Source organism: Acetobacter nitrogenifigens DSM 23921 = NBRC 105050, assembly GCF_000429165.1.
Taxonomy (GTDB): Bacteria; Pseudomonadota; Alphaproteobacteria; order Acetobacterales; family Acetobacteraceae; genus Acetobacter; species Acetobacter nitrogenifigens.
Genome location: NZ_AUBI01000004.1, coordinates 166,882 through 189,879 on the forward strand (window position 1 = coordinate 166,882; position 22,998 = coordinate 189,879).

21 protein-coding genes, 2 tRNA genes and 1 pseudogene are annotated in these 22,998 nt (G+C 58.7%); 15 read left to right on the forward strand and 9 right to left on the reverse strand.

All coding sequences use genetic code 11. The annotated features are described in order from the left end of the window. Window positions 1–118 precede the first annotated feature (118 nt). On the forward strand, window positions 119–709 hold the full coding sequence (locus tag G442_RS0107555; RefSeq protein WP_026397508.1) for a GNAT family N-acetyltransferase: 591 nt from the start codon (window positions 119–121) through the stop codon (window positions 707–709). A 346-nt stretch (window positions 710–1,055) separates the two neighbouring features. On the opposite strand, the gene glnA is transcribed toward G442_RS0107555, so the two are convergent. After that, complete coding sequence (gene glnA, locus G442_RS0107560; RefSeq protein WP_026397509.1) at window positions 1,056–2,501, reverse strand: type I glutamate--ammonia ligase; 1,446 nt, start codon at window positions 2,499–2,501, stop codon at window positions 1,056–1,058. Window positions 2,502–2,681: 180 nt separating this feature from the next. Then, on the reverse strand, window positions 2,682–3,020 hold the full coding sequence (locus G442_RS0107565; protein WP_026397510.1) for a P-II family nitrogen regulator: 339 nt from the start codon (window positions 3,018–3,020) through the stop codon (window positions 2,682–2,684). Window positions 3,021–3,350: 330 nt separating this feature from the next. Here G442_RS0107565 and G442_RS0107570 point away from each other — a divergent pair, with 330 nt between their 5' ends. The 4 genes from G442_RS0107570 to G442_RS24990 all read left to right on the forward strand — a co-directional run bounded on the left by G442_RS0107570 (window position 3,351) and on the right by G442_RS24990 (window position 6,928). After that, on the forward strand, window positions 3,351–4,535 hold the full coding sequence (locus tag G442_RS0107570) for an aminotransferase (RefSeq protein WP_026397511.1): 1,185 nt from the start codon (window positions 3,351–3,353) through the stop codon (window positions 4,533–4,535). Window positions 4,536–4,606: 71 nt separating this feature from the next. Beyond that, a tRNA-His gene (locus tag G442_RS0107575) sits at window positions 4,607–4,682 on the forward strand. 670 nt (window positions 4,683–5,352) lie between these two features. Next, window positions 5,353–6,228, forward strand: a complete 876-nt coding sequence (locus tag G442_RS0107580) for a site-specific integrase (RefSeq protein WP_146882401.1) — start codon at window positions 5,353–5,355, stop codon at window positions 6,226–6,228. An 88-nt stretch (window positions 6,229–6,316) separates the two neighbouring features. After that, window positions 6,317–6,928 (forward strand): hypothetical protein, encoded by a 612-nt coding sequence (locus G442_RS24990; RefSeq protein ID WP_051292082.1) that lies wholly within the window; start codon window positions 6,317–6,319, stop codon window positions 6,926–6,928. Here G442_RS24990 and G442_RS24295 read toward each other — a convergent pair. Next, window positions 6,833–7,261 (reverse strand): BRO-N domain-containing protein, encoded by a 429-nt coding sequence (locus G442_RS24295; RefSeq protein WP_084440427.1) that lies wholly within the window; start codon window positions 7,259–7,261, stop codon window positions 6,833–6,835. The genes G442_RS24990 and G442_RS24295 overlap by 96 nt on opposite strands. 291 nt (window positions 7,262–7,552) lie before the next feature. Here G442_RS24295 and G442_RS0107590 point away from each other — a divergent pair, with 291 nt between their 5' ends. The 6 genes from G442_RS0107590 (at window position 7,553) to G442_RS0107620 (ending at window position 11,917) form a co-directional block, all read left to right on the forward strand. Next, window positions 7,553–8,131 (forward strand): hypothetical protein, encoded by a 579-nt coding sequence (locus G442_RS0107590; protein WP_146882399.1) that lies wholly within the window; start codon window positions 7,553–7,555, stop codon window positions 8,129–8,131. Then, the gene (locus G442_RS0107595) at window positions 8,124–8,729 is read left to right on the forward strand and encodes a hypothetical protein (RefSeq protein WP_146882396.1); all 606 of its coding nucleotides are present in this window, start codon (window positions 8,124–8,126) and stop codon (window positions 8,727–8,729) included. The genes G442_RS0107590 and G442_RS0107595 overlap by 8 nt, the downstream gene beginning before the upstream one ends. Window positions 8,730–8,867: 138 nt before the next feature. Beyond that, on the forward strand, window positions 8,868–9,350 hold the full coding sequence (locus G442_RS0107600; protein ID WP_026397515.1) for a hypothetical protein: 483 nt from the start codon (window positions 8,868–8,870) through the stop codon (window positions 9,348–9,350). A 582-nt stretch (window positions 9,351–9,932) separates the two neighbouring features. Further along, a complete protein-coding gene (locus tag G442_RS23900; protein WP_146882393.1) occupies window positions 9,933–10,667 on the forward strand; it encodes a hypothetical protein in 735 nt (244 codons plus the stop codon). A gap of 255 nt (window positions 10,668–10,922) precedes the next feature. Then, window positions 10,923–11,513 (forward strand): peptidoglycan recognition protein family protein, encoded by a 591-nt coding sequence (locus tag G442_RS0107615; RefSeq protein ID WP_026397516.1) that lies wholly within the window; start codon window positions 10,923–10,925, stop codon window positions 11,511–11,513. Then, on the forward strand, window positions 11,507–11,917 hold the full coding sequence (locus G442_RS0107620) for a hypothetical protein (protein WP_146882391.1): 411 nt from the start codon (window positions 11,507–11,509) through the stop codon (window positions 11,915–11,917). The genes G442_RS0107615 and G442_RS0107620 overlap by 7 nt, the downstream gene beginning before the upstream one ends. On the opposite strand, the gene G442_RS0107625 is transcribed toward G442_RS0107620, so the two are convergent. Further along, window positions 11,914–12,579: a recombinase family protein gene (locus G442_RS0107625; protein WP_026397518.1), complete on the reverse strand. Its 666-nt coding sequence runs from the start codon at window positions 12,577–12,579 to the stop codon at window positions 11,914–11,916. The genes G442_RS0107620 and G442_RS0107625 overlap by 4 nt on opposite strands. Before the next feature lie 822 nt (window positions 12,580–13,401). On the opposite strand from G442_RS0107625, the gene G442_RS24300 reads away from it, so the two are divergent. From G442_RS24300 to G442_RS26120, 3 genes are all read left to right on the forward strand, one after another. Further along, window positions 13,402–13,974 (forward strand): HNH endonuclease signature motif containing protein, encoded by a 573-nt coding sequence (locus G442_RS24300; RefSeq protein ID WP_035376329.1) that lies wholly within the window; start codon window positions 13,402–13,404, stop codon window positions 13,972–13,974. A gap of 430 nt (window positions 13,975–14,404) precedes the next feature. After that, window positions 14,405–14,480 (forward strand) — tRNA-His (locus tag G442_RS0107635). A gap of 428 nt (window positions 14,481–14,908) precedes the next feature. Continuing rightward, window positions 14,909–15,148: a hypothetical protein gene (locus tag G442_RS26120; RefSeq protein WP_246789360.1), complete on the forward strand. Its 240-nt coding sequence runs from the start codon at window positions 14,909–14,911 to the stop codon at window positions 15,146–15,148. A 291-nt stretch (window positions 15,149–15,439) separates the two neighbouring features. Here G442_RS26120 and G442_RS26545 read toward each other — a convergent pair. The 5 genes and pseudogenes from G442_RS26545 to G442_RS0107665 all read right to left on the reverse strand — a co-directional run. Next, window positions 15,440–15,487, reverse strand: a pseudogene (locus tag G442_RS26545) (hypothetical protein); the annotation flags it as partial. A 1,274-nt stretch (window positions 15,488–16,761) separates the two neighbouring features. Next, the gene (locus tag G442_RS24995) at window positions 16,762–17,217 is read right to left on the reverse strand and encodes a hypothetical protein (protein WP_146882360.1); all 456 of its coding nucleotides are present in this window, start codon (window positions 17,215–17,217) and stop codon (window positions 16,762–16,764) included. A gap of 265 nt (window positions 17,218–17,482) precedes the next feature. After that, window positions 17,483–18,373, reverse strand: coding sequence for an NAD(P)-dependent oxidoreductase (locus tag G442_RS0107655; protein ID WP_026397522.1), 891 nt, complete (start codon window positions 18,371–18,373; stop codon window positions 17,483–17,485). 110 nt (window positions 18,374–18,483) lie between these two features. Beyond that, window positions 18,484–19,668: an AI-2E family transporter gene (locus tag G442_RS21345; protein WP_174766890.1), complete on the reverse strand. Its 1,185-nt coding sequence runs from the start codon at window positions 19,666–19,668 to the stop codon at window positions 18,484–18,486. Between the two features lie 226 nt (window positions 19,669–19,894). Further along, window positions 19,895–21,985, reverse strand: a complete 2,091-nt coding sequence (locus tag G442_RS0107665) for a S9 family peptidase (protein WP_026397523.1) — start codon at window positions 21,983–21,985, stop codon at window positions 19,895–19,897. 174 nt (window positions 21,986–22,159) lie between these two features. On the opposite strand from G442_RS0107665, the gene G442_RS24305 reads away from it, so the two are divergent. Continuing rightward, a protein-coding gene (locus G442_RS24305) for an IS5 family transposase (protein ID WP_146882357.1) occupies window positions 22,160–22,923 on the forward strand; the annotation gives its coding sequence in 2 pieces (ribosomal slippage) (window positions 22,160–22,493 and window positions 22,493–22,923; 765 coding nt in all). Window positions 22,924–22,998: the final 75 nt, after the last annotated feature.

Genomic DNA, 22,998 nt, shown 5'->3' on the forward strand with positions numbered 1-22,998 from the left:
ACTCGTCAGCGTCCGGGCGGCCCGGCATAGTTCGCCGAGCGTCCGGTCAACCGGAATCGCTATGCCAACAAGCCTGCGGCAGACCGCTCGAGGTCGTCAACCAACATAAGGAAACTGCATGACCACCCCCGGATGGACGATTGAGCGCCTTGGAGCCTCCCCGACACAGCGAAACGCCGAGATCGACGAGTTGGCGACGCTACTGGTCGATACAGTGGCCGGAGGCGGTTCGGTCGGCTTCATGCACCCCCTGCCTCACGACATCGCCAGAAATTTCTGGGCGGCCGCGCTGGAGGAATCGGATCGCGGGCACAGAGTCATTCTCGGCGCAACGACGCCGGATAGGATGGACGACGGGACGCAACAGAGGCAGACGTTGATCGGCACGGTCAGCATCTCAGTGAGCGCGCCGCAAAACCAGCCCCATCGAGCGGAAATCATGAAGATGATGACGGCGCGCGCCTTTGCACGACAGGGCGCCGCGACCACCCTCCTGATCGCCGCCGAACAGATCGCGCGAGACCACGAAAAAACCCTGCTAACGCTGGACACTGCCGAAGACGGCGGAGCCGGCAGGTTGTACGAACGCCTCGGCTATGTCCGGGCGGGGCTGATCCCAGGCTATGCCTACAAGCCACACGGAGGCATGACCGGCACGGTCCTGTACTGGAAACGGCTTGACCACACGCCAGCCGAACAGGTCGCGTGACGGGAGAATTCGCTCATCGAGCCTCGGCTCCACCCGATTTCACTTTCCGAAACGTCGCTTCGATCACGATGCGTCACGCAGTTATTCTTCTTGCACGATCCAGCCCATTCACGTGCATCCACCGGATAAGACTGTCTGTATTCGAATCCGGATTTCGAGCGGTCTCGACAAAGAGCGCCCCGTAGAGCCGGGGCATTCGCGTCGAACTGTGATTCAGTGCGAACCCCCAGCCTCATGGTTTCAACGAACATCTTTCCCTGACCATGAACAAGGTCGTCTCTGGCCGCCAAAACGCAAAAACGCAGCCCGAGGGCCGCGTTTCCACTGATCCGAAATCGAAAGACGATCAGACCGAGTAATACATCTCGAACTCGACCGGATGCGGCGTGTGTTCGAAGCGATACACGTCCTGCCACTTGATCTCGATGTAGCTCTCGATCTGGTCCTTCGTGAACACGTTGCCTGCCAGCAGGAACTCGTGATCGGCGGCGAGAGCCTCAAGCGCCTCACGCAGCGAGCCCGCAACGGTCGGGATCTGCTTCAGCTCTTCCGGCGGCAGGTCGTAAAGATCCTTGTCCATGGCGTCGCCCGGGTGGATCTTGTTCTTGATGCCATCCAGACCGGCCATCAACATGGCGGCGAACGCCAGGTACGGATTGGCGGTCGGATCCGGGAAACGAACCTCGACGCGCTTCGCCTTCGGGTTGGTCGCGTAGGGGATACGGCACGACGCCGAGCGATTGCGGGCCGAATAGGCCAGCAGCACGGGAGCCTCGAAGCCGGGGATCAGACGCTTGTAGGAGTTGGTCGACGGGTTCGTGAAAGCGTTCAGAGCCTTCGCGTGCTTGATGATGCCGCCGATGTAATACAGCGCCGTGTCGGACAGGTCGGCGTAGCCGTTACCAGCGAAAGTCGGCTTGCCCGCTTTCCAGATCGACTGATGGACATGCATGCCCGAGCCGTTGTCGCCATAGATCGGCTTCGGCATGAACGTCGCGGACTTGCCGTAGGACACGGCCACGTTGTGCACGCAGTACTTGTAGATCTGCATGAAGTCGGCGGAGCGGACCAGCGTGTCGAACTTCGTTCCCAGCTCATGCTGCGACTGCGCGACTTCATGGTGGTGCTTCTCGATCGGCAGGCCCATCTCGCCCATCGTCGTCAGCATTTCGGCGCGCAGGTCAGATTCGCTATCGACCGGAGCGACTGGGAAGTAACCACCCTTGACGCCCGGACGGTGGCCCAGGTTGCCCTCGGGGTATTCCTTCAAAGACGCGCCGGGTCCTTCGATGCTGTCCAGCTGGAACTTGCCGTAGTTCGGGCCGGTGCCGAACAGGACGTTGTCGAAGATGAAGAATTCAGCTTCGGGGCCGAAGAACGCCGTATCGCCCAGACCGGTGGACTGCAGATACTTCTCAGCCAGCTTCGCGGTGGAGCGCGGGTCGCGGTTGTAGAACTGCCCGGTGGCGGGATCGATGATGTCGCAGATCAGGATGAGCTGCGGCTTGGCCGAGAACGGGTCCATGACGGCGGTGGTGGCGTCCGGGAGCAGAACCATGTCGCTCTCGTTGATCGCTTTCCAGCCTGCGATCGACGAACCGTCGAACATGAAACCTTCGGTGAAGGTGTCTTCCTCGATCGTCGACACGTGCTGCGTCGTGTGGTGCCAGGTTCCGCGGGGATCGGTGAAGCGCAAGTCCACCAGATCGACCGAGTGTTCCTTGATGAGGTCGAAGACCTTGGCAACCGCAGCTGCAGCCGCGCTGGTCGAACCGGACTCTTTCTTCGCCATAATAGCCCTTACCTGCCTGTTAAACGCCGTTTGGCGGCGTGCTGTTGTCGACGCCGCCAGGGGCTGCCCGAGATCGGCGCCCACTCCGGTGTCATACCGAAACTGTTTGTCCCATGTCGTCCGGAGCCGCAAGCCTCTCCGCCGCTCGCGGAGAAAGCCAAAGCGCGCGGGCCGGACGGATCAGATCGCGTCGCCTCCCCGCTCGCCGGTGCGGATTCGAATGGCGTCGTCGACCGGGAGCACGAAAATCTTCCCGTCGCCGATTCGACCGGTGCGGGCGGCCGCCGTAATCGCCTCGACAGCCCGCTCTGCAAGGTCGTCGGGGCACACAATCTCGATCTTCATCTTGGGTAGAAAATCGACGATATATTCCGCGCCGCGATACAGCTCGGTGTGCCCTTTCTGTCGACCGAATCCCTTCGCCTCAATCACCGTGATGCCTTGCAAGCCGAGTTCGTGAAGGGCGTCCTTCACCTCGTCGAGCTTGAATGGCTTGATGATGGCTTCGATCTTCTTCATGCCGCGTCGTCACACTTCATCTGTATAGGGGCGAACTGGCCCGCACGCTCCGCTATTGGTTGGCGGCGATGGCGCGTCCCTGCGCCCGGGCGCCGCGCCCGTCAGGCGTAAAGTTCGCACGGGACGCCGGGCGGAGCAATCGGGTTGACTGCGAAATAATATCCGAGGCCGCATCCACGCAATCCCGGCCACGACGACGTCAGCCGTGCGGCTCAGTCGCAAGCGACACGCGCAGTAAACGGCTTGCCCAAGCAAGATCTACTTGCAAAAATCGGGCGACAGAAAATCTAACCTACGATATCGTTTATTATCTCAGAACCCGAGGGAGAGATCGTGAAACCGCTTAACGGCCAGACCGCCGCGCTTCCGACAACCATCTTCACCGTGATGTCGGCGCTGGCGCAGCAACACGGCGCCATCAACCTCGGTCAGGGTTTTCCGGACACTGAAGGACCCGCGCATCTTGTCGAGGCCGCAGCCGCGGCATTGCGCGACGGGCGCAACCAGTACGCCCCGCTGACCGGCCTGCCCGAGCTTCGCGAAGCGGTGGCGCGTTCGAACGCACGTTTTTACGGGCTCGACATCGATCCGGCGACCGAAGTGGTGGTGACGTCCGGTGCGACGGAAGCCCTTGCCGCGTCCTTCGCCGCCCTGCTGAATCCCGGAGACGAGGTCATCGTCATAGAACCGGCGTTCGACACCTATCTGCCGGTCATCCGCCTGCTCGGCGCAACGCCGCGCCTCGTTCGTCTGAACCTGCACGACTGGTCTCTCCCGCGCGACGAACTCGCCGCCGCGTTCGGACCGAAGACGAAGGCGATCCTGCTGAATTCGCCCATGAACCCGACGGGCAAGGTCTTCACGCAGGAAGAGCTGTCGTTCATCGCCGGACTGGTGCAGGAGCACGACACCTACGCCATTTGCGACGAGGTCTACGAGCATCTCGTCTTCGACGCCCGCCACACGCCGCTGATGACGCTTCCCGGCATGCGCGAACGCTGCGTGCGGATCGGCAGCGCGGGCAAGAGCTTCTCCTTCACCGGCTGGAAGGTCGGCTACATCACCGCGCCAAAGGCGCTGGCGTCCGTGATCGCCAAAACGCACCAGAACCTGACCTTCGCCACGGCGCCGAACCTTCAACGCGCAGTCGCAATCGGTCTGGATCAGGACACGGGGTATTTCACGGAACTGTCGCAGGGCATGCGGGTCCGCCGCGACCTCCTCGCCGCTGGCCTGTCCGATCTGGGATTCGGCGTTCTGCCCTCCGACGGGACTTACTTCCTGACCGCCGATATCCGCCCTCTGGGCGCCGCGACTCGTCCCGGAGAGGATGACGTCGCGTGGTGCAAACGGGCGACGGTCGAAGCAGGCGTCACGCTGATCCCGGTTTCTGCGTTCTATGACCCGGCGGGCGGTCCGGCCCCGAGCCACTTCGTGCGTTTCGCGTTCTGCAAGCAGCCAACCGTTCTGGAAGAAGCCATCATCCGGCTGCGGAACTGGATCGCCAAGGCGTAATCCGCCGGGGACGCGCGCACAACGCCGTTGACTGGCGCGCACGTCTTGTCTAATGACGGGGCCGCTGTGTGGCGGACGTAGCTCAGTTGGTAGAGCGCCGGTTTGTGGTACCGGTTGTCGCGGGTTCGATCCCCGTCGTTCGCCCCAGCAAAATTTCTCCAAGAAAATCAACGAGTTAGGAGGACCTCCGTATCGGGCCCTGCGATGCTGCGTTACACGTCCACCGTCACACGTTTTGTGGGGCGGAAAGATGCATCAACTGGTCCTCAGACGACGCTGCTACTCCGTGCGCCTGACCATTCCCAGAGACCGTTGGCGGGATGTTGGAGCAGCAACGGGGGCCGCAAACGGCGTCCGTAGAGAGATCGTCCGTTCCCTCCGAACCCGAGACCACCGAGAAGCCATTCGGCGTCGAGACGCAGCAATCGCAGCAATCCGTGCAAGCGTGAACGAGGCGCTGCAAGACGCCATGATGCAGCCCTTGGAGGGCGTCTGGGTTCCGGTCTGGAGCAAGGAAACGCCCTCTCCCGCCACCGCGCCAGCACCCGCTCAGAGCCGTGCGGAGCCACCCGTTTCCAAGGCCTCCGAGACCCTACCCGAGCCCAGAACGCCCCAGCCGGACGCGGTTCAGGAGCCTATCGGTCCGCTCATAGACAGGTGGCAAACTGAACAGACTGGTATCGTCACGAACGAGCTCTTGGATCGTCAGCGGCTATCGTTTCGGCTGTTCGGAGAATGCTTGGCAGCCTGCCGAAAGCCTCCGCCGAGCTCCGCTGTCGCGCCAACGCTATATATAAGGTCGCTATCGTTCTCTGATGTGACCAAAAGAGACACTGCAATCTTCAAGGACTGGCTGCTGCAGACGAAAGCTCTTCATCCAGAGACGGTAGGAGCCCGCTTGTCATGTCTGAAATCCTTTTGGGATTGGGCGTCTGACGTCGGACTTCGGGACGCAGCAAACCCGTGGGAAGGCGTTCATCGGGGGCTCAAAAGACGAGCAGAGCGGACAGTTAAACCTAACGGCGACAAGCGCCCCTTCACAGAAGACGAACTCATAGCGTTGCTGACTGCTGATCCTCAGACAAACAGGAATGGTCGCTGGGGGCCTGCTATCCGCGATCTTCTGCGCCTCGGCCTATTAACCGGAGCACGCCAGAACGAATTGGCAAGTTTGACTCTGGGGCGCGTGGTGCGTCCACACGGGCAAAGCAGGCTATGGGATATCCGCATCACGGCTGAAGTTGGAAAGACGAAGAGCGCAATTCGCGAGATACCGCTTCACCCGCTCGCTCAAGCTATAGTGGAACGCCGCTGTCGTGCTTTGCCACTCGGAGCAGATGAAAAGGCCCTGCTGTTTCCCGAATGCACACCGGGAGGCCGCGACGACAAGCACGGACACTATTTCTCGAAGCGATTTGCATCCTTCAGACAGTCAATCGTCGGCATGAAGAGTCCAACCGACTTTCACAGCACGCGACGATGTTTCGCTACCTTCATGGCCACAGCTTTGGCGAATGGCGTGTCAGAGTGCTCCGAACTGGTGCGGGATCACTTGATCGGCCACAAGCCTATGGCGCTTGGCTCGAACACGTATGCAGCCAAGGCGCTCGATTGGGGCATATATGAACGTGCTATCCTCGGCATGGTCAAAAAGGGGATGCCGGAGGGCGTCAGGGCGGCACTAGATTCGTGAGTGCATATAATTTATCCGCATATTTTTGATTTTTGTAAATTTGGCGCTCCCGCTAGTATTCAGACACGCAGCCAATCGAGGGAAATCCGTGCAAACACAAACCTTCGTCCGGGACGTGAAAATACTGCCCTATGATCAGAAAGTATTGTTCTTCTTTGGAGACACGCCGCGCGGAAATCAATGGAGCACGCTCCGTCTCATCCGTAACGACATCCAAAATATGGCGGACGCCTACCCGAACGCAAAAGGAAGAGCACTCATATTTCCTAGAGCGATGTGCCTAATGACGGCCGTCGATCTTCTCGCGAAAATGTATGACGGGAAAGATGAAGACAAGCGAGCAGGCGATAGATTTAAGGATTTTATTAAATTTGCGCTTCCGACCGAAATATACGGAGAGGATATTGGCGCAACGATATACGAATTTCGCAACGCTTTACATCATTCATACCAAATGCCTGTTCCGAAATCGAACGGAAAGGGGATGCAAAGATTTTTCTCTTTGATCTATGAGGTCGATAACCATAAGGTCAGCACTGATCTAGGATCAAAAATTCTCATTAACTTTCCCGCACTCCATAAAGCCTGCGAAGTAGGATTCGAGTCATTCAAAAAACGGCTTGAGACGACTAATTTGCTGTCCACACGCCAAGGGTTCGAAGAGATGTTCTCTAAATATGGGTGGATGAGCATCGGTTAAACGTCTCAATCCGCTATTCGCCGCGATGTAGCCGCCAGTCTTGCGAATGGACGGAATGACCTCGGACGTGATCCACTTCTTGAACCGCTTTGCTTGTGGCTTGCGTGACGTGAGAACGAGGGACCAAAGGCCGGACTCGTTGATTGCTATCGCGTGCGGGTTGCCGCGATTACCCTCACTAATGTTTAGGGTAATCCTTTCGTCATCGTCGAGGCGACTGGCCACCATAGTCGGATTGCGGTGCTCCAGAACAGCGCAAACATCCGCAAGCACCCACCACGGCTCCCCACCCCGCTCCAGAACGCGGACAGAAGCCCCTTCGAAGCTGAAGATTGAGGGCCGCGTCTGGCGGTCATTTCAAATCATGGAAAACGTGGCGGGCGACTGCGGTTTTTTGAGCATTTTTGAGGGCAAATGTGCAGTCAAATGAGAAGAAGGCCAATAGGCCGCCCTCTGGCGGTCATTTCAAATCATGGAAAACATGACGGTCTTCTGCGGGTTTTTGAGCGTTTTTGAGGACAAACGTGGCGTCACCCGAGAGAAGGACAATAGAAGCCGCCCTCTGCTCATCCCTTTTTCGCTGGTCATAGCGAACACCCCCAAACCATTTCAGGATCACACACAATGCCACTTCAGGACACTTCGGCCCCCGGTCGGAGCGATAACGCACGCCTACTCGATAGAGTGGCCACGACTATCCAGCCGCCCGTCAGACGCAAGACACGCTCTGACAAGGGCATCCTGCGCGGGCCTGCACAGCCCCGGCAAGCGTGCTACCCGACACGCCATGTCGATCACGTCTCTATTCCGCTGACAGGCGCTCACGGCCACGGGCATCGGCTGGAACTGGACACGGACGACGCCGAGATAACCCTTGCCATGTCGGAGGAAGGTCGAAAGCTCTATGTGATCCAGAACGGCGACAAGACCAGCACAGCGGTGACCATCGGCGGTCCTTGCGCTCAGGCTTTCGCTGGCAGCACGAACCCGCAACACAATATCACCGTCGCTCGCCTTCTACTTGGCGAAACACACAAGGGCAGACGTGTCCGGTTCCGCGACCGTAACCCGTTCAATATGCGTCGCGACAATCTCTATCTGGAAGTGAACGCCACGGGCACGCATCACGATATCGACTGGAGCAAGGCGGAGCAGCGCAGGGCCGGACTGGTCGAACATGCGCTGGCCAAGGCTCATGGCTGACGACAAGACCCCTGCAAGCCCGTTTGCAGGGCTGGATGACTCTATCGAGGCTCTGAGGAAGACCCTCGCGGCCATGCAGGCCAATCAAGCCAGATGGCAGAACTCCCCTGCTCAAGCCCCGGATGATGACGATGACGACGACACTTCGGCATCTTTCATAGCCCCGGACGCTGCTCGGCCAGCCCTGCCATTCGTTCAAACCTATCCGGGCGAATTGGAAGATCGGGCCGCAGATTGGGCGATGGACCCGCACAGCGACGCCACGTTTGCAGAGATGAAGCAGGCGATGGACCGGGTATTTCTCAGGAACAACCCGCAATTAACTCCCCAAGACGCAGCCCCCGATCCTTTGCCAGTATCCCAGCCGCGCCCCGTTCTCTCGCATCCCTTCTTGCCTGCGCCTGACCTACTCCCTCCGGCTCTCAGCCAGCCACGCAAGGCATTACCGGTTTCATCGCTGACCCAGCAAGGACAGACAGCGATTCCGCCTCACCTTCTCGCCCTGCTGAAAGCCCACAAAGCCACCGGAGCACCGATCTTTGGGTTGCCTGACGTGTCGCCTTCATCAGCTCTGGCCAGACTGCTCTCAAAGCGGTGACGATGAGCGGTCAAATCTCTGAATCATGTTCCGGGATCACGGATTATCCCGAGAAATAACTTTACCGGAGCCACTTGTACTTTCTGGCCGCATGTGATTCGTTGACCTCCGTCATCATCGACAAACGAGGAAGAGCCCATGATTTCGATTCATCCTGCCGTAGCAACGCCTGAAGAGCAGCTTTCCACAGCCTTCACCGGCATCCTGTCCGAGAAACTGGCGGAGGCGCTCGACTGGCCGCCTATCCGTGAAGCTCTTCCTGACGCTCTGGCGGCTCTTCCGGCTATGCCTGACGCCTTGAAGGCAGACCGGGAAGACGACGTTATGAACTGCCCAAAAGCCGCTTCTCTGATGCTGCGCCTCGTGACGGCTGAGCAGGACCAAGGAGCTATTCCTTATGACCCTGAAAGCGCCGATTACAGAGCCGTGGAGCCGATCATCGCCAGACTGGCTAGTGGTGAGCATGACGGGCGCTATGGCCCTCTCCTGACTCGTGAAGGCGCTTCTGGAGCATGGACAGTCACGGATGACGGTCTTGAGGCGGCTATGGCTTTTGATGAGCGCGTGTATCGGGCTTTCATTACCCGGATGGGTGGTGGTGTGCTGGCTGCACTTCAATAGCATTCAGAGCGAAGGACTGCCCTAGAGCGCAGCATATTGGTTCCGTAAAGAGGCTTGGAAGGAGAGCGGGTGTGTGGTGATCACCACCACGCCAACGGCTTCCCTTCCGACACTTTAAAAGGTCCTTACAAGACGATGAGTATGGTGGTCATCCACCTAATGACCTCGTGTCATTTAACGGCCATTGCGAAGCCCGGAGAAGTTACTGAGGACGATGATGCAAATCATCTCCGATCAGGTCTCCTTACAAGTCCGTATCTGGTCCCTGACAATGCGCTCTGAAATTGGGTGGTTGATCACCACTCCGATCCGCTCGGAAAAAGCGATCTTGAGGGAACTGAAAAGGAAGCCTGACAAGGAACTCTATATATAACTCACGAGGATCATTTTCAGGGCCTTCACCGTATCCGCTCTGGGCCTGACGACGCCCGAAAGGCACCTTTTCTATAGAACTGACAACCATCATTTTCGAAGGAAACAAGCATCACTGCCACATCTGTTAACCAAATACCGGGGCCGCCCCATGAGCCTGCCTCGCTCTCTACCCGTGATCGCACACGCATCTTGTTCAGCATTCGCGACATGCTTTTGGATTCGTCCGTCACGCTCTCTGACGTTCAGGACCGGCTTTACCGGGATGATCCCGCCATCGTTGCGGAGTTCTATTCTGAGGCCGTTGAAGCCCGCGAACGGATACTATTGGGGAGGCTGGATCATGCGGCCCAGCCATCCGGAACGCCAAAAGCCCTCAACGTCTCCCGCAAGGGTATCCTCAAGCCCGGGAAGACACGTATCGGCCTCACAGTTTCCGAAATAGCCGCCCGTCCTGATCTATGGGTAGACCAGCCGCCATCCGACGAAGACCTCCGGCGCTTGCTCATCCATGCAGGATGGCTGGCAACGCGTCCGCACGGGCGCAACCAGCCCCGCACACTGGCTACGGAGAAGACGATACAGGGTGGATACGGTCATAACGTTGACCCGTCATCGAAGCACAGTATCCGTCTGAGCGGGGCAAGCCGCAGCTTCCCTTTTCCAGTTTTCTATGAGGACCGCCTAACCGAGATCGTCGCATCCGTGGGCTGGCAGAGCATCGTTGCGGCCTGTTCGCTTCCCGGCAAGCAGCGAGACCGGCTGCACTGGCTCCTGACGAACCACGGCTATCTGCCAAACCAGACCCTCGCGGACCTCTCTGGGGCTGGTGAGGCGACCGTGAAGCGTCATAGAGCGAAGCTGGCGAAAGAGGACACACGGGGGAGTTGCGGGCTCCTGATGGGCGATCAACGGTTATTTTTCGTCATCGGACAGCCGCCTTAACCCAATACGGTTTTTTTGCCTATTTTTTGTGCAATGCGAGACTTGATCACGGCCCAACAGTGTTTAACGCTCCCTCCGGCAAGTCATCACCGTTCGTCTCGATATCGACGTCAATCGCAAACAAATACTCGCGTCAGACGCCATCCAATCTTTGAAATGTTTTGACGTGTTTCATATGAAATACATCAATCCTTGAAGGGGAATACTGACCCGGACTAACCTACAGACTCTGATTGGCTAAGTGACAGGTGATTGATGCTCACGTTTGACGCGGACGGGTGGTGCACTGACAAGCGGGTAACGCTGACTCGCCGTCCTAATCTGCGTCACGGAGCCATGACCGTCATCCGGGGCATCGTCGTGCACCAGACAGGCGCGAAGACGGCTCAGTCATCCCTCAACAGCTACCTTAATGCAGGCGCAAACGGGGCGCACTTCCTGATCGACAAGGATGGCACGATCTATCAAACCGGCTCCGTCTATTGGATTCAGTGGCACGTCGGGAAGATCAGAGCGCGATGCCTAGCCGAGTTGCGATGCACGCCCGTAGAGGTCGCCAAGCTCAAAAAAATGGGCGTCTCCGCGATCAACAAATCCGAAATGACCAAAAGCGTTCCGGATCGTTACCCCTCAAATCAAGATTCCATCGGTATCGAACTGGTTGGCGGGACAATCGGCAGCGGCAACGATCCACTCTATGAAGCCGTCACCAAGCAGCAAAATGCGTCGCTCAGTTGGCTGGTGTCTGAATTGCAGACCACGTTCAAGGTTCCGCTGACGGAGGTCTTCCGGCATCCTCAAGTGTCATACAAAGACCCACACGAGGCGGAGACGGCGAAATGGTAATGCAGAGGCTAGCGGGTTGGCTGGCCGTAGGCGGGCTGTCTGTGGTCGCCGCAAGTTCCCTTGCATCGGCCCAGCCGCAATCCTTCGTGGTCACATCGGTCCATGTCGATCATAGCGGGCTCTGGCGGGCCGATCCGAACGGACGTCAGACGGCCACGGACTGCAAGGCGTTCGTCCTGCATGATCCGGAAGCGTTGAAGTGGTTTCAGGCGTCGTCAGAGGTCGATCAGCATACGTGGCTCGAAGAACTCGACTGGACGCAGTGTTCGGCTGACGGGACGCTCCAGACGGGCGACGGGCGGTCCTATAGCTGGGAACTGGATCAGAGCGGTCGAGGCCGGATCGTGCTCAACAAGAACGTGTCTGTGTTCCTCAAGGGGGCTGAACTGCCCTTTGCTAATTAGCCCGCAATCGCCCCCACCAAGAGCCGAGAGACAGCCGCCGCCGTCCATTGTCCGCCCTTCGATGTCCTGATGCCCTGATCTGTCAACCGTGCGGCGATCTGGCGCAGGCTCAGGCCCTCGGAGTGCAGACCTGACGCCATCGGGCCGACACTGGCCCTGAACGCCTCAGCGGCCTTCTGACGGGATTCTACGGACAGCCGATAATCGACCTTGCGTGCTCCCTCACGATATCCGCCCAGCTTCTGACCACGGGCTTTTGCAGCGCCTAACGCCGCCTTGGTGCGGGCTGAGATCGCCTCACGTTCCTGCTGCGCCACCAGAGCCATGATGCCGACCGTGAGACGGTTCGCGTTGGGCATGTCAGCCGCAACGAACTCCACACCGGCCTTTTCAAGCCCGAGCAGGAAATGGGCGTCGCGGCTCAGGCGGTCGAGCTTGGCGATCAGCAATGTCGCTCCGGTCAGACGGCAACGCTCCATCGCCTCCATGAGCTTCGGGCGATCATTCTTCTTGCCGCTCTCTATCTCAGTGAACGTCGCCAGCACCTTACCGCCTGTTTGGTCCACATAGGCGCTAACGCTCGCCTGCTGGGCTTCTATGCCAAGTCCTGAAGCTCCCTGACGGGCCGTGCTGACACGGAAGTAGGTGACGAAAGCGGTCATGGTTTGGCCTGTATCGCGAGAGTCATCGAGCGTTGACATTCGTGATACAGTCGGAGACGGGCAGGCAGAATCCCCGAAAGCTGAATCCCTCTGATTCGGAACTTGAATCAATCGGGTCTCGACCGGACCCACTGAGCCACACCCGGCCCAGCCGTGCCCGCAGGTTCCATGGAGCCTCATAAAACGGTCCACTAAACGGCCATTTCTCTCAGAACCCGGCTTCAAATTCGGGGCTTTAGAGCGCCGCCTTGTTCTTGTTCGACATCGTTGAGCAGGGTGGAGCCTCTGGAAAATGACCCGGACAGCACCTTGCAAGCCCAGACCCCCACCCCATCGAATTTCGATCAAGGGTAACTGCAAGTCCTGGGGGGATAATTGCTACCGGGGTAAATAGCGGTTTTTCGGGCTTTTTTGGGAGCAAGCTCGGCGTCATAAGAGAAGCAGGAAGAGGATAGTAGAGAGAAGCCTTATAAGGTGCTTGTAAAGCGGCTGATAGCCAATGAGTGTGGTGGGAAACCACCCACAGTAATAGTTCCTTAAAGAGCTAGTAAATCCCTAAATAACTCTCAATATCCGCTCTGGAAAACTAGGTTCCCTACGTCCCTGAATGGGAGCGCATGGGCAATCCGCTGACCCCACCCCCGTCAAAATCCGGCTTCTGACACCCCTATGCCGGGAGGGGCCGGGTCAGCTCTCTAAATCACTATCTCCATAAATCACAAGGATACCCCAACCATTTCCACATCCAATGGACGTGGCGGCTTTGCTGCGTCTACACTCCAAAAGCGCAAGACCAATTCGCGCCCAGCCATCGACCGCGTGATGGCCAAGACCGACAAGAACGGCCCAGAACATCCCTACAAGCCAGAACTCGGCCCATGCTGGGTTTGCGGGCTGAAAAAGAAGCACACAGGCCATGCTCAGGTGAAAGCAAAGGATGGCGATGGACGATTCGTCACGCTCTCTGCCCACCGCGTGTCCTATGAGCATTTCGTCGAAGTCATTCCAGAGGGGCTATCCGTCCTGCACAGTTGCGACCGACCGGCTTGCGTTAATCCTGCACATCTGCGTGTTGGAACCAATCAAGACAATATCAAGGACAAAGTGGAGCGTCACCGATCAGGGAGCAGAGGCAGGAGGATCACTCCAATCCTCGCAGCTTCCATGCAGCGCCTTCGAGCTGGCGGAGCGTCCTACCAGAAAATCACCGACATCACAGGTCTATGCTACTCGACAGTCTCGGCGTTCTTCAGGCGCATGGCTGAGATTGCACCAGAAATAGAGCCGCTACTCGTCTGGTTCGAAGCGCACCCAGACCGGACATGGCAGCCCTGCACGGCTGTGAATGAAATGCTGGACTCGCGTTGTCCTCAGAGAGTTAGAAACGCAAGCTGATTCTTGACCTTGACAGCTAGATTCTTCGTGAATGGCAGTTTACCGCCATTTTCGAACGCCGTCCGCATGACACACGAACGTAACATTACCCACAGATTCCGTGGACAGGTGCTGGAATAACTCTGTGGATAAAGTGTGCAGCATCAGGCGGACGGCGGAGCGCGTTCGCGTTTCCCTCTTTGTTCCTCGCGAATCCACAACGGCCCTGTTGATGGCTGCATCAGAGGAAATTTAGTGGGTGTGACGAATGCGCCTCAGAGCGACGCCGCTCACCCGAAGGATCATATCCAACTCTCCTAAATCTGGACCATGAGCATTGAGCGCCCAAAAGAACTTGCATGCCCCTAGCTCACCACTTCATATTGTCGGGAGATTCAACACGGTGGGCGTTACAAACAAGGCGTTACTCTCTTGGAAAATGCGCTGTGTGGCGGACGTAGCTCAGTTGGTAGAGCGCCGGTTTGTGGTACCGGTTGTCGCGGGTTCGATCCCCGTCGTTCGCCCCAGCAAAATTTCTCCAGAAAAATCGATGGGTTAATCGGGGCTCCGTATCGGGGCCTGCGATGCTGCGTTACACGTCCACCGTCACACATTTTGCGGGACGGAAAGACGCATCAACTGGTCTTCAGACGGCGCGGCTACTCCGTGCGCCTGACCATTCCCAGAGACCGTTGGCGGGATGTTGGAGCAGCAACGGAGGCCGCAAATGGCGTCCGTAGAGAGATCGTCCGTTCCCTCCGAACCCGAGACCACCGAGAAGCCATTCGGCGTCGTTCGCCAGCTTTTGCGGCAATCCGTGCGAGTGCAGGCATGCACGCTGAACTGCGAGACGTCCAAATTGAGTCTTCGGAAGGCTGTTGGCATCCGTCCCGAAACAAGACAACGCTGCTAACGCGCACGCCTCAGTATTTTCGAAAGCAAGGCACAGGAGGACGTGCAACGCAGCTTTTGGGAGCTTGGCTACGCATTAATCTTGCAACAAGTCTTTGCCCAACCAGCCCGTATTCATGACGTCAACTGCATGCCGGGCGCAGCCGTAGTAATCTGGAAACAACGTTGCGGCCGTAATGCCAAACTTCGCACACAAGCCGAGCAGCGCTCCGGCTTCGGTGGCTGGAACGGAAAATTTTATCAACGCGATTGGTTTCTCAAGGCTCTCGATAGCTGGAATTAAGTCAACATAACTATCTACATCATCGTGGTCTCCTGTTGTGTGGTGCTTATATCGTGCAACCGTAAACAGACCCCGTTGCGCAGCAGCGTTCTTATTCCCTGCTCCCGGGGCATCGAAAATTGAAATATGACCGTCGACGCGGTTTGATCTACCTTTACCCCGAAACGGAGTTTCTTCAAGCGCCCACACCGCCAGGCGGCGTTTGCCGGTTTCGTCTTTGTTGGCGCTTGCCAACGCGCTTGATGCAGCAAAATACGCCGCAACATATGGCTGCCTCGTCCAATCCAGCAGCCGAGTTGGAACCCCATGATGCTGCGCCAGTGCCAAAAGTGGCAACATGTCTTCCGGCGGCCAATTCTGCGGTTGGGCAAAGGAATCAATTTTGCCAAGCTGAGCCGCTTGAATATGTTCTCCGTGCCGTAAGGCACACCTAAAGCAATCGAATCAGCCGCTTTATAGAAACTATTTAAATAAAAAATCTCCCTCCCTATTAGAGATAAGAAATAAGTATAACTGCCTTTATCGATTTTCAGGACGCGATCTTTTTTCACGTTGCGCAATACACTCGGCACTAATCCCCAATCTGCATTTGCTTGCCCCCGAAACACGACAGGTCGACCGTTCAATAAATCCTGCAAAGGAGAGATCGCATCAAATAATTCTCTCGCCGTTTCTAACGAGACCTCCTTAACGTTGCTCATCGTGCTCGCACTTGTAATCATCAATTTCAATTATACCCTACACTGAAAAGCCTCCAAAAAACCGCCACAGCCACCTGATGACCCGCTTGTCACGTTGCGGAATCCTCTAGGAGGGACAATGGCATCGCGCAACGGCATTCAAATGACCCGAATAATCATACGGGCGTCCGATTGACATGACGCTCTTCGGAGGATGGGCATGGCTACACCGCACGCCCCTCCCTTAATCGGGATCATGCCCGCGAAGCGACCTGTGAATGAAACGCAGGACTCGCGCCTTCCCCAGCCAATGAGAAACGCAAGCTGATTCTGGGCCTTGACAGCCAGATTCTCCATGAATGGCGGACATCCGCCAATTTCTGGCGCAATTCGCCTGACACATTAACGTCATATTACCCACAGATTCCGTGGACAGGTGTTGGAATAACTCTGTGGATAAAGTGTGCAGCGACAGGCGAGCGGCCACCTGCGCTTATTTTTCCCTCTTTGTTCCAAACGAATCCACAACGGGCCTGTGAATCGCGCTGTCGGAAAAAAATCCACCAATGCGGCATTCATGCATTGCCGTAGCGGGAAGGGGGACCGGGGAGGCCTCAGCCGGTTGCATCCAGCGCGCAGTCTGAGAGCCGAAGGACCTTGCAGGCGCCTGTCATCCAAAGCGCCGCTGAACATCCACACACTTGTAACGTCAGACTGGAGCACGCTCTCGGTAAGGCGGCGAGATTGGTGGTCCATGGGTGCCCAGGCGCCTCACGAAGACACGGTTCAGTCTCCAAAGCCAGATGCGTTCATCCGGAGCGCTGGCGACATGCTATTCCCAAGGAGTCGCCACGGACGCTTACACCTACAACGTTTGGTTAACGGCCACCCCTCGCCACATTAGAGGAAACGATCGGCGCACACCGCTTTAACTCAGTTTATTACCCGTATGTTATTTTCGCTTTCCAGATTTACATGAGTTTGAAAATAGTATTTATCAGTTATCTCTCCATCAACTACGAACGCTATCCTTATTTTCAGCGCGGTTCCAGAAATTTCTATGCGCTTATTAATGTAGTAGGTGGACGGATTTTCATTCAAACGCGATTGAAGTTTTTTTATTAATTCAGGTTCGATTTTAATACTAAGGTTTCTCTGATCTCTATAATCTTTTTCTGAATTAAGGTATAAATTACCTGCATCATAGCCCGTCGCCTGCACCGTCATGACAAATTTTCCGGAAATTCCGCTCTCCGTTTCTGCCGCAGCCATTACCGCTTGCTGCGGAGTAATATAATTACCGTTATAATTTGAAAGTTGCTTATCTGCACAACCACTCCCAAAAAAGAGGACGCCAGCCAGAATATAAGCTTGCTTGATACGTTTCAAAATTCGACACTCCCACGCATCAAAATGCAACTTGCAATGCACACCAAAGAAAAATTCACCGAGGCAAGCGTAATCCTTCCTCGTGATCCAGGAACCCTGAGGCAGTCTCAGGCGTCATCGGCGATCGATCTGGACCTTCACAGCCCCGCAGGGCTTCAGAAAAGGAACGGGCGCATGGCTTCCGGCAAACCGGGTCGGACGCTTAACGCCGCATTCCCCCCCGAGTGTACCGAGTTCTTCAATGACGCCGATCTCGCAGCGCCCGTTACGCGTCGTTGGCCGCGAACCGCTCCATGATCGCGATGGCTGCCGAATAATCGTCATTGGGATGAGCATGGCGACCCAGCGACAACACCTGCAGGGCGCCCGCCAGAGTGGGCGCCGGTATCGCCTGTCGGGCTATGGCGTCGACCAGAAGGCGCATATCCTTTTGCATCAACCGGGAAGGAAACTGCGAGGTAAAATCGCCAGTTTTCGCCGCCCTCAGTTTCCGCTTGTGATGCGGGGAAATCACGGCGACCTGATCCAGCGCATCAAACAGCATCGAGCGATCAAGGCCCGAGGCCAACCCGTAAGACACGGTCTCCGCCAACGCGGTCAGGCCCGCGCCCATGATGCCGTTCACCACCAGTTTCAGCTTCGCTCCGCTGCCAGAGGGACCTGCATGGATGGTCAGCTTGCCAATGGTGTCGAAGATTGGCGCGGCATTTGCGACGTCTTCCACAGAGCCGCCGACCAGAATGACAAGAGCGTGCGCCTCCGCCTCTGGCGTGCTGCCGGAGACCGGGGCGTCGAGCACCGTGACGCCTTTCGCGCGCCCGGCCGCGAGCAGCGCGTCCGTCGCCTCGGGCGAGACGGACGAGGTGTTGAGCAACACGCCCCCCGCCTTCATGCCCACCAATGCGCCGTTTTCACCGTACATCGAGGCTTCCAGCGCCTCATCATCCGGCACGCAGGCGATGACGACGTCCGCCTTCTCCGCGACCGCGCGAGCGGTCGGAAGAATCTCGACCGCAGGGTCGCCGCTCTTGCCGGACGGGGTGTAGGCGATCACGCCGTAACCGGCGTTGCGCAGATGGACGCCCATCCGGGTCGCCATCGCGCCAAAACCGATAAAGCCGAGCAGCGGAGTGTTTTGGGGGGTAAGCGCGGTCATGGGCGTCCTCGGAAAAGCTGCGCGCGAAGACGGGCGGCTGACATGAAGATCGCCATGACTGCGCCGACGCAGGGTTGCGCGCAAAGCGGCCGGAGCCGAGTCACGCAGAATCAGGCCAGTTTGTCGCCTCCGCGCTCGCGGGTCCAGCTACGCCACACCAGATGCAGCGCCGCCATGGCGGCCGGCCCCACGAACAGGCCCAGCATCCCCCACGTTTCCGCCCCGCCGAGAATGCCGAGCAGCACCCACAGGAACGGCAACTGAGTGCTGCCGCCGATCAGGGTGGGGCGGACGAAGTGGTCGGCGACGAAGATAACGATTGCGCCGATGGCGAACACGCTGATCGCGGCCACCGTCGCGCCCTGCACAAAAATCAGGACGGACACCAGGCCGATGGCGATCATCGCGCAGAACGGGATCATCGCCGCGATGGCGGTGACCACGCCAAACAGCGCTGGGTGGGGGGCGCCCGCCAGCAGATAGACCACGCCCATCAGCAAACCCTCGCCCACGCCCACCAGCACCAGACCGGCGACGGTGCCGTGGATTGACGCGACGATCTGACGGGCGATCACCTCTCCCCGGCGACCAAACAGGCGACGCGACGCAAGCGTGCATTGGCGCGCAGCGGCGGCGCCATCCTTGTAGAGAAAGAAAAGGGTCAGCAACGAGAAGCAGAACAGGGTGGTCCTGTGCGCGACCTGCGAGCCCACTGCTTTCGTCACCGCCATGCTGCGACTGTCGAGCGAACTGAAGAATTCGTGCGCATCTTCCGGGCTGCTCAGATTGTTCTCCCACCACGCAACCACGCTCTCTGCGGCGAGCGGCAGATGATGCGCCCATCTGGGGACCGGGATGCCCGAGCTGCGGGCGTTCTTCATGAGCTCCAGCACGCCCTGCGCTTCTTTGGCCGCCTCCAGCCCCACCATGATCAGCGGGATCAGGAAGATGAGCGCCAGCGCCGCCGTGAAGAGCAGCGGCAACGTGACGCCGTTGGCGAGGCGCGGCCAGCGTTCGCGCGTTCGCTGATAGAGCGGCCATGTCGCGATCGCGAAAACGCCGCCCCAGACCAGCGCGGTCAGAAACCCTGCGATGGTGTAGAGGGCGACCGCCGCGATGGCGATGCCCAGGAACTCCCTCGCACGCCACTGCGACCGCATGATGACCGAGCGCTGGGCCGGGGTAGAAGCCTCGGCCTCCGCGGGCGACGGGGTCAGAAGATCCGCAGCCGGCGTGCGGCCTGCGGCATGCGCGCCAGGCGGCGGCTCGATCAATGTCTGACCGGTCTTGGACATCCGAACCTGCTTCCTCCCTGGGGCGGCGTAAAATATGGCCCGCCTTGCGCCGTCCGACCACTCGCGCGGCGGATCAGGGAATGACGCGCAGGTGGGCTTCACCCTGTGCTGCGCCTCCGATTCGTTTCGAATGGAGTACATCCACACACGGCGCAGGACGCCGAGCATACCCCACTTCGCGCGAAGGAGCGAACGGGCGGGGCGAACCGGCCGCTACGGCGCTGCGTCAGCCCCGACGCGCGGCCCCTTCCGCCCAGATGGCGAAAGCATGGATCAGCGCCGCCTCGTCCAGCGACTTGAACCGCCCGGACGCGCCGCCATGCCCGGCCTCCATGTTGATGCGCAGCAACTGCGGCCGCCCGGAGGTCGAATGTTCGCGCAGCTTCGCGATCCACTTCGCGGGCTCCCAATAGGTCACGCGCGGATCGGTCAGACCGCCGATGGCGAACACCGTGGGATAGGGCTTCGCCTCGATCCGGTCATAAGGCGAATACCCGGCGATGCGGTCATAGGCAGCGGCGTCGGTCAGCGGATTGCCCCACTCCGGCCACTCCGGCGGCGTCAGCGGCAGGGTGTCGTCCGACATGGTGTTCAGAACGTCGACGAACGGCACCACGGCGACGATTCCCGCGAACAGCTCCGGCCGCATGTTCGCGATCGCGCCCATCAGCATCCCGCCCGCAGAGCGACCGTCCGCGACGATGCGCCCGGCCTCCGTCACGCCCTGAGCAATCAGATGCTCGGCGCAGGCGATAAAGTCGGTGAACGTGTTGGTCTTGGTCTCTCCCCGCCCGCCGAGGAACCAGTTCCATCCCTTCTCCGCCCCGCCGCGCACATGCGCGATGGCGTAGACCCAGCCGCGATCGACCAGGCTGAGATTGCGGGTGGAAAACGTCGGGTCGATGGAGATGCCGTAGGACCCATATCCGTAAAGCAGCGTCGGCGCAGGAACGCCCTCCGGCGCGTCGCGGCGGCGCAGCAGCGTGATCGGCACGCTCTCTCCGTCCGGCGCCTTCGCGAACAGCCGCTGGCAGACGTAATCGACCGGATCGTGGCCGGAGGGAATGTCCTGCGCTTTCAGCAGCCACCGTTCGCGCGTCGCCAGGTCGTAGGACAGCCACTGGCGCGGCGTCGTTGGCGATTGATAGGAGTAGCGCAACTCGTTCGTAGCAAATTCATAGGAGCCGTCGAGGGACAGCGTGTAGGCGTCCTCATCCGTCGCCAGATGATGGGCCTCCCCCTCTCGTGGCAGGATCTGGATCGCCGTGTTCGCGTCCACACGCTCCACCCACACGACATGATCAGCGAACGCAGTGCAGTCGGTGATGTAACGGCCCGGACGATGCGGAACCAGTTCGCGCCACGCCGCACGCTCGCCGATCTGCGTGTCCAGAACCGTCATCAGGCGGAAATCTGTCGCATCGCCAAGATTCGTGCGGACTACAAAGCGGTCGCCCCAGTGCGCCAGATCATAGGTCACGCCCTTCTCGCGCGCCGCAACGCACCGCGCCGCCGCCGTGGGGTCATCGCCCGGCACGACCCAGCTTTCCGCCGTGTCGTGATCGTTGGAGCTGATGACGATCCAGCGCCCCGAGCGGGTGGAGGCGACGCCCGCGAAGAAGCCGGGGTCCTTTTCCTCGTAAACCAGTTCATCGGCGCCGCCTGCGACAGCGCGGCGGAACACTTTCACCGGGCGCCCGTTCTCGTCACGCCATGTCCAGAAAATGTATTGCGAATCGGGCGAGAATACGAAATTTCCCGAGCAGTCCCCGATCTCGACCGGCAGCAGCGCGCCGCTCGCCAAATCTTTCACCCGGACGGTGTAGATCTCCGAGCCCTGCGTGTCCTCCGCCCAGGCGAACAGCGCGTGATCAGGGCTGTGTGTCGCCGAACGCGCCACGTAGTAGCTGTGATCCTTGGCGCGGGCGTCGGCGTCGAGCAGCACCTCTTCCTGATCGACGCGATCCTCGTAATGCCGCACATGGCGCGGCTGCTGCGCCCCCGCCTCATACCGAACGCCATAGCGCCAGACGCCATGCGGCAGCGCGGGATAGGACTCGTCCTCCCGCAAACGCCCCTTCATCTCGGCCACGATCTCCGCCTGCAAAGCCTGCGTCGAGGCCAGAACGGAATCGCTATAGGCGTTCTCCGCGCGTAGATGCTCCGCAATATCAGCGCGCAGCAATGTCGGGTCGCGCAGAACGGCCTGCCAGTTGTCATCCTTCATCCATGCGTAGTCGTCGGTGCGCGTGCGCCCGAGTTGCTCGATGGTGCGAGGGTCCTTGCGGGCGGCGGGCGGGGCGACTGGGTGGAGCATCAAGGCTTTCCGTGTGGTGGTCGGAATGGCAGGATGGCACAGTTCTGTGTGGGGTGGCACAGGGCATTGAACTGGAAGGGGCTGTCCAGTTTGGGAGTTAGGCTCAGGACCTGTTAATTCGGTGAACTGAGCGCGGCGTTGTGATTCACAGGCTTATCGAAGGAGATTGAGCCTGTGAGTAACATGTTTTTGCTGTCTGAGAGCCAGATGGAGAAGATCAGGCCGCATTTTCCGCTGGCTCACGGAGCGCCACGCGTGGATAACCGGCGTGTTCTGAGCGGAATTGTTTACGTGATCCGGAACAGTCTTCAGCGGAAAGACGCCCCGAAAGCGTATGGCCCGCACAAAACTTTATATAATCGCTTCATTCGGTGGAGCCGCCTGGGCGTCTTCGACCGAATCTTCGTCGCCCTGACGGAACAGGCAGGCCGTTCGACGCGCCTGATGATCGATGCGATACATCTCAAAGCGCACCGGACAGCGGCCTCCCTGCTCAAAAAGGGGCTTTTCCCCGCCATATCGGACGGACAAAAGGCGGGCTGAACTCAGAACTCCATGCCGTGTGCGATGGTCAGGGTCGGCCTGTCTGGCTTCATCTGACTGCGGGACAGGTCAGTGATTCCAAAGGCGCAGGCGTGCTTCTGGCAGATCTCCCCGACGAGACAGAGGAAGTCATCGGGGACAGAGGCTATGACAGCAACCGGATCAGGTTATCCCTCGCAGAACGCAACATCACTGCCTGTATTCCCCCGAAAATGAACCGGAAATCAAAGCCGCCTTACAAACGGCGTCTGTATAAAAAACGCCATCTGATCGAAAACATGTTCGCAAAGCTGAAAGACTGGCGGCGTGTTGCAACCAGATACGACTGCTGCGCTCATACTTGCATGTTCGCAATCCATATCGCAGCAAGCTTCATCTTCTGGCTCAAAGAATGAGCCCTGAGCCTCGTCCGCGCGCACTACGCCTCCGCACCAAAGGGGTCAGTTTTTGGCTCCTATACCCTCTCAATC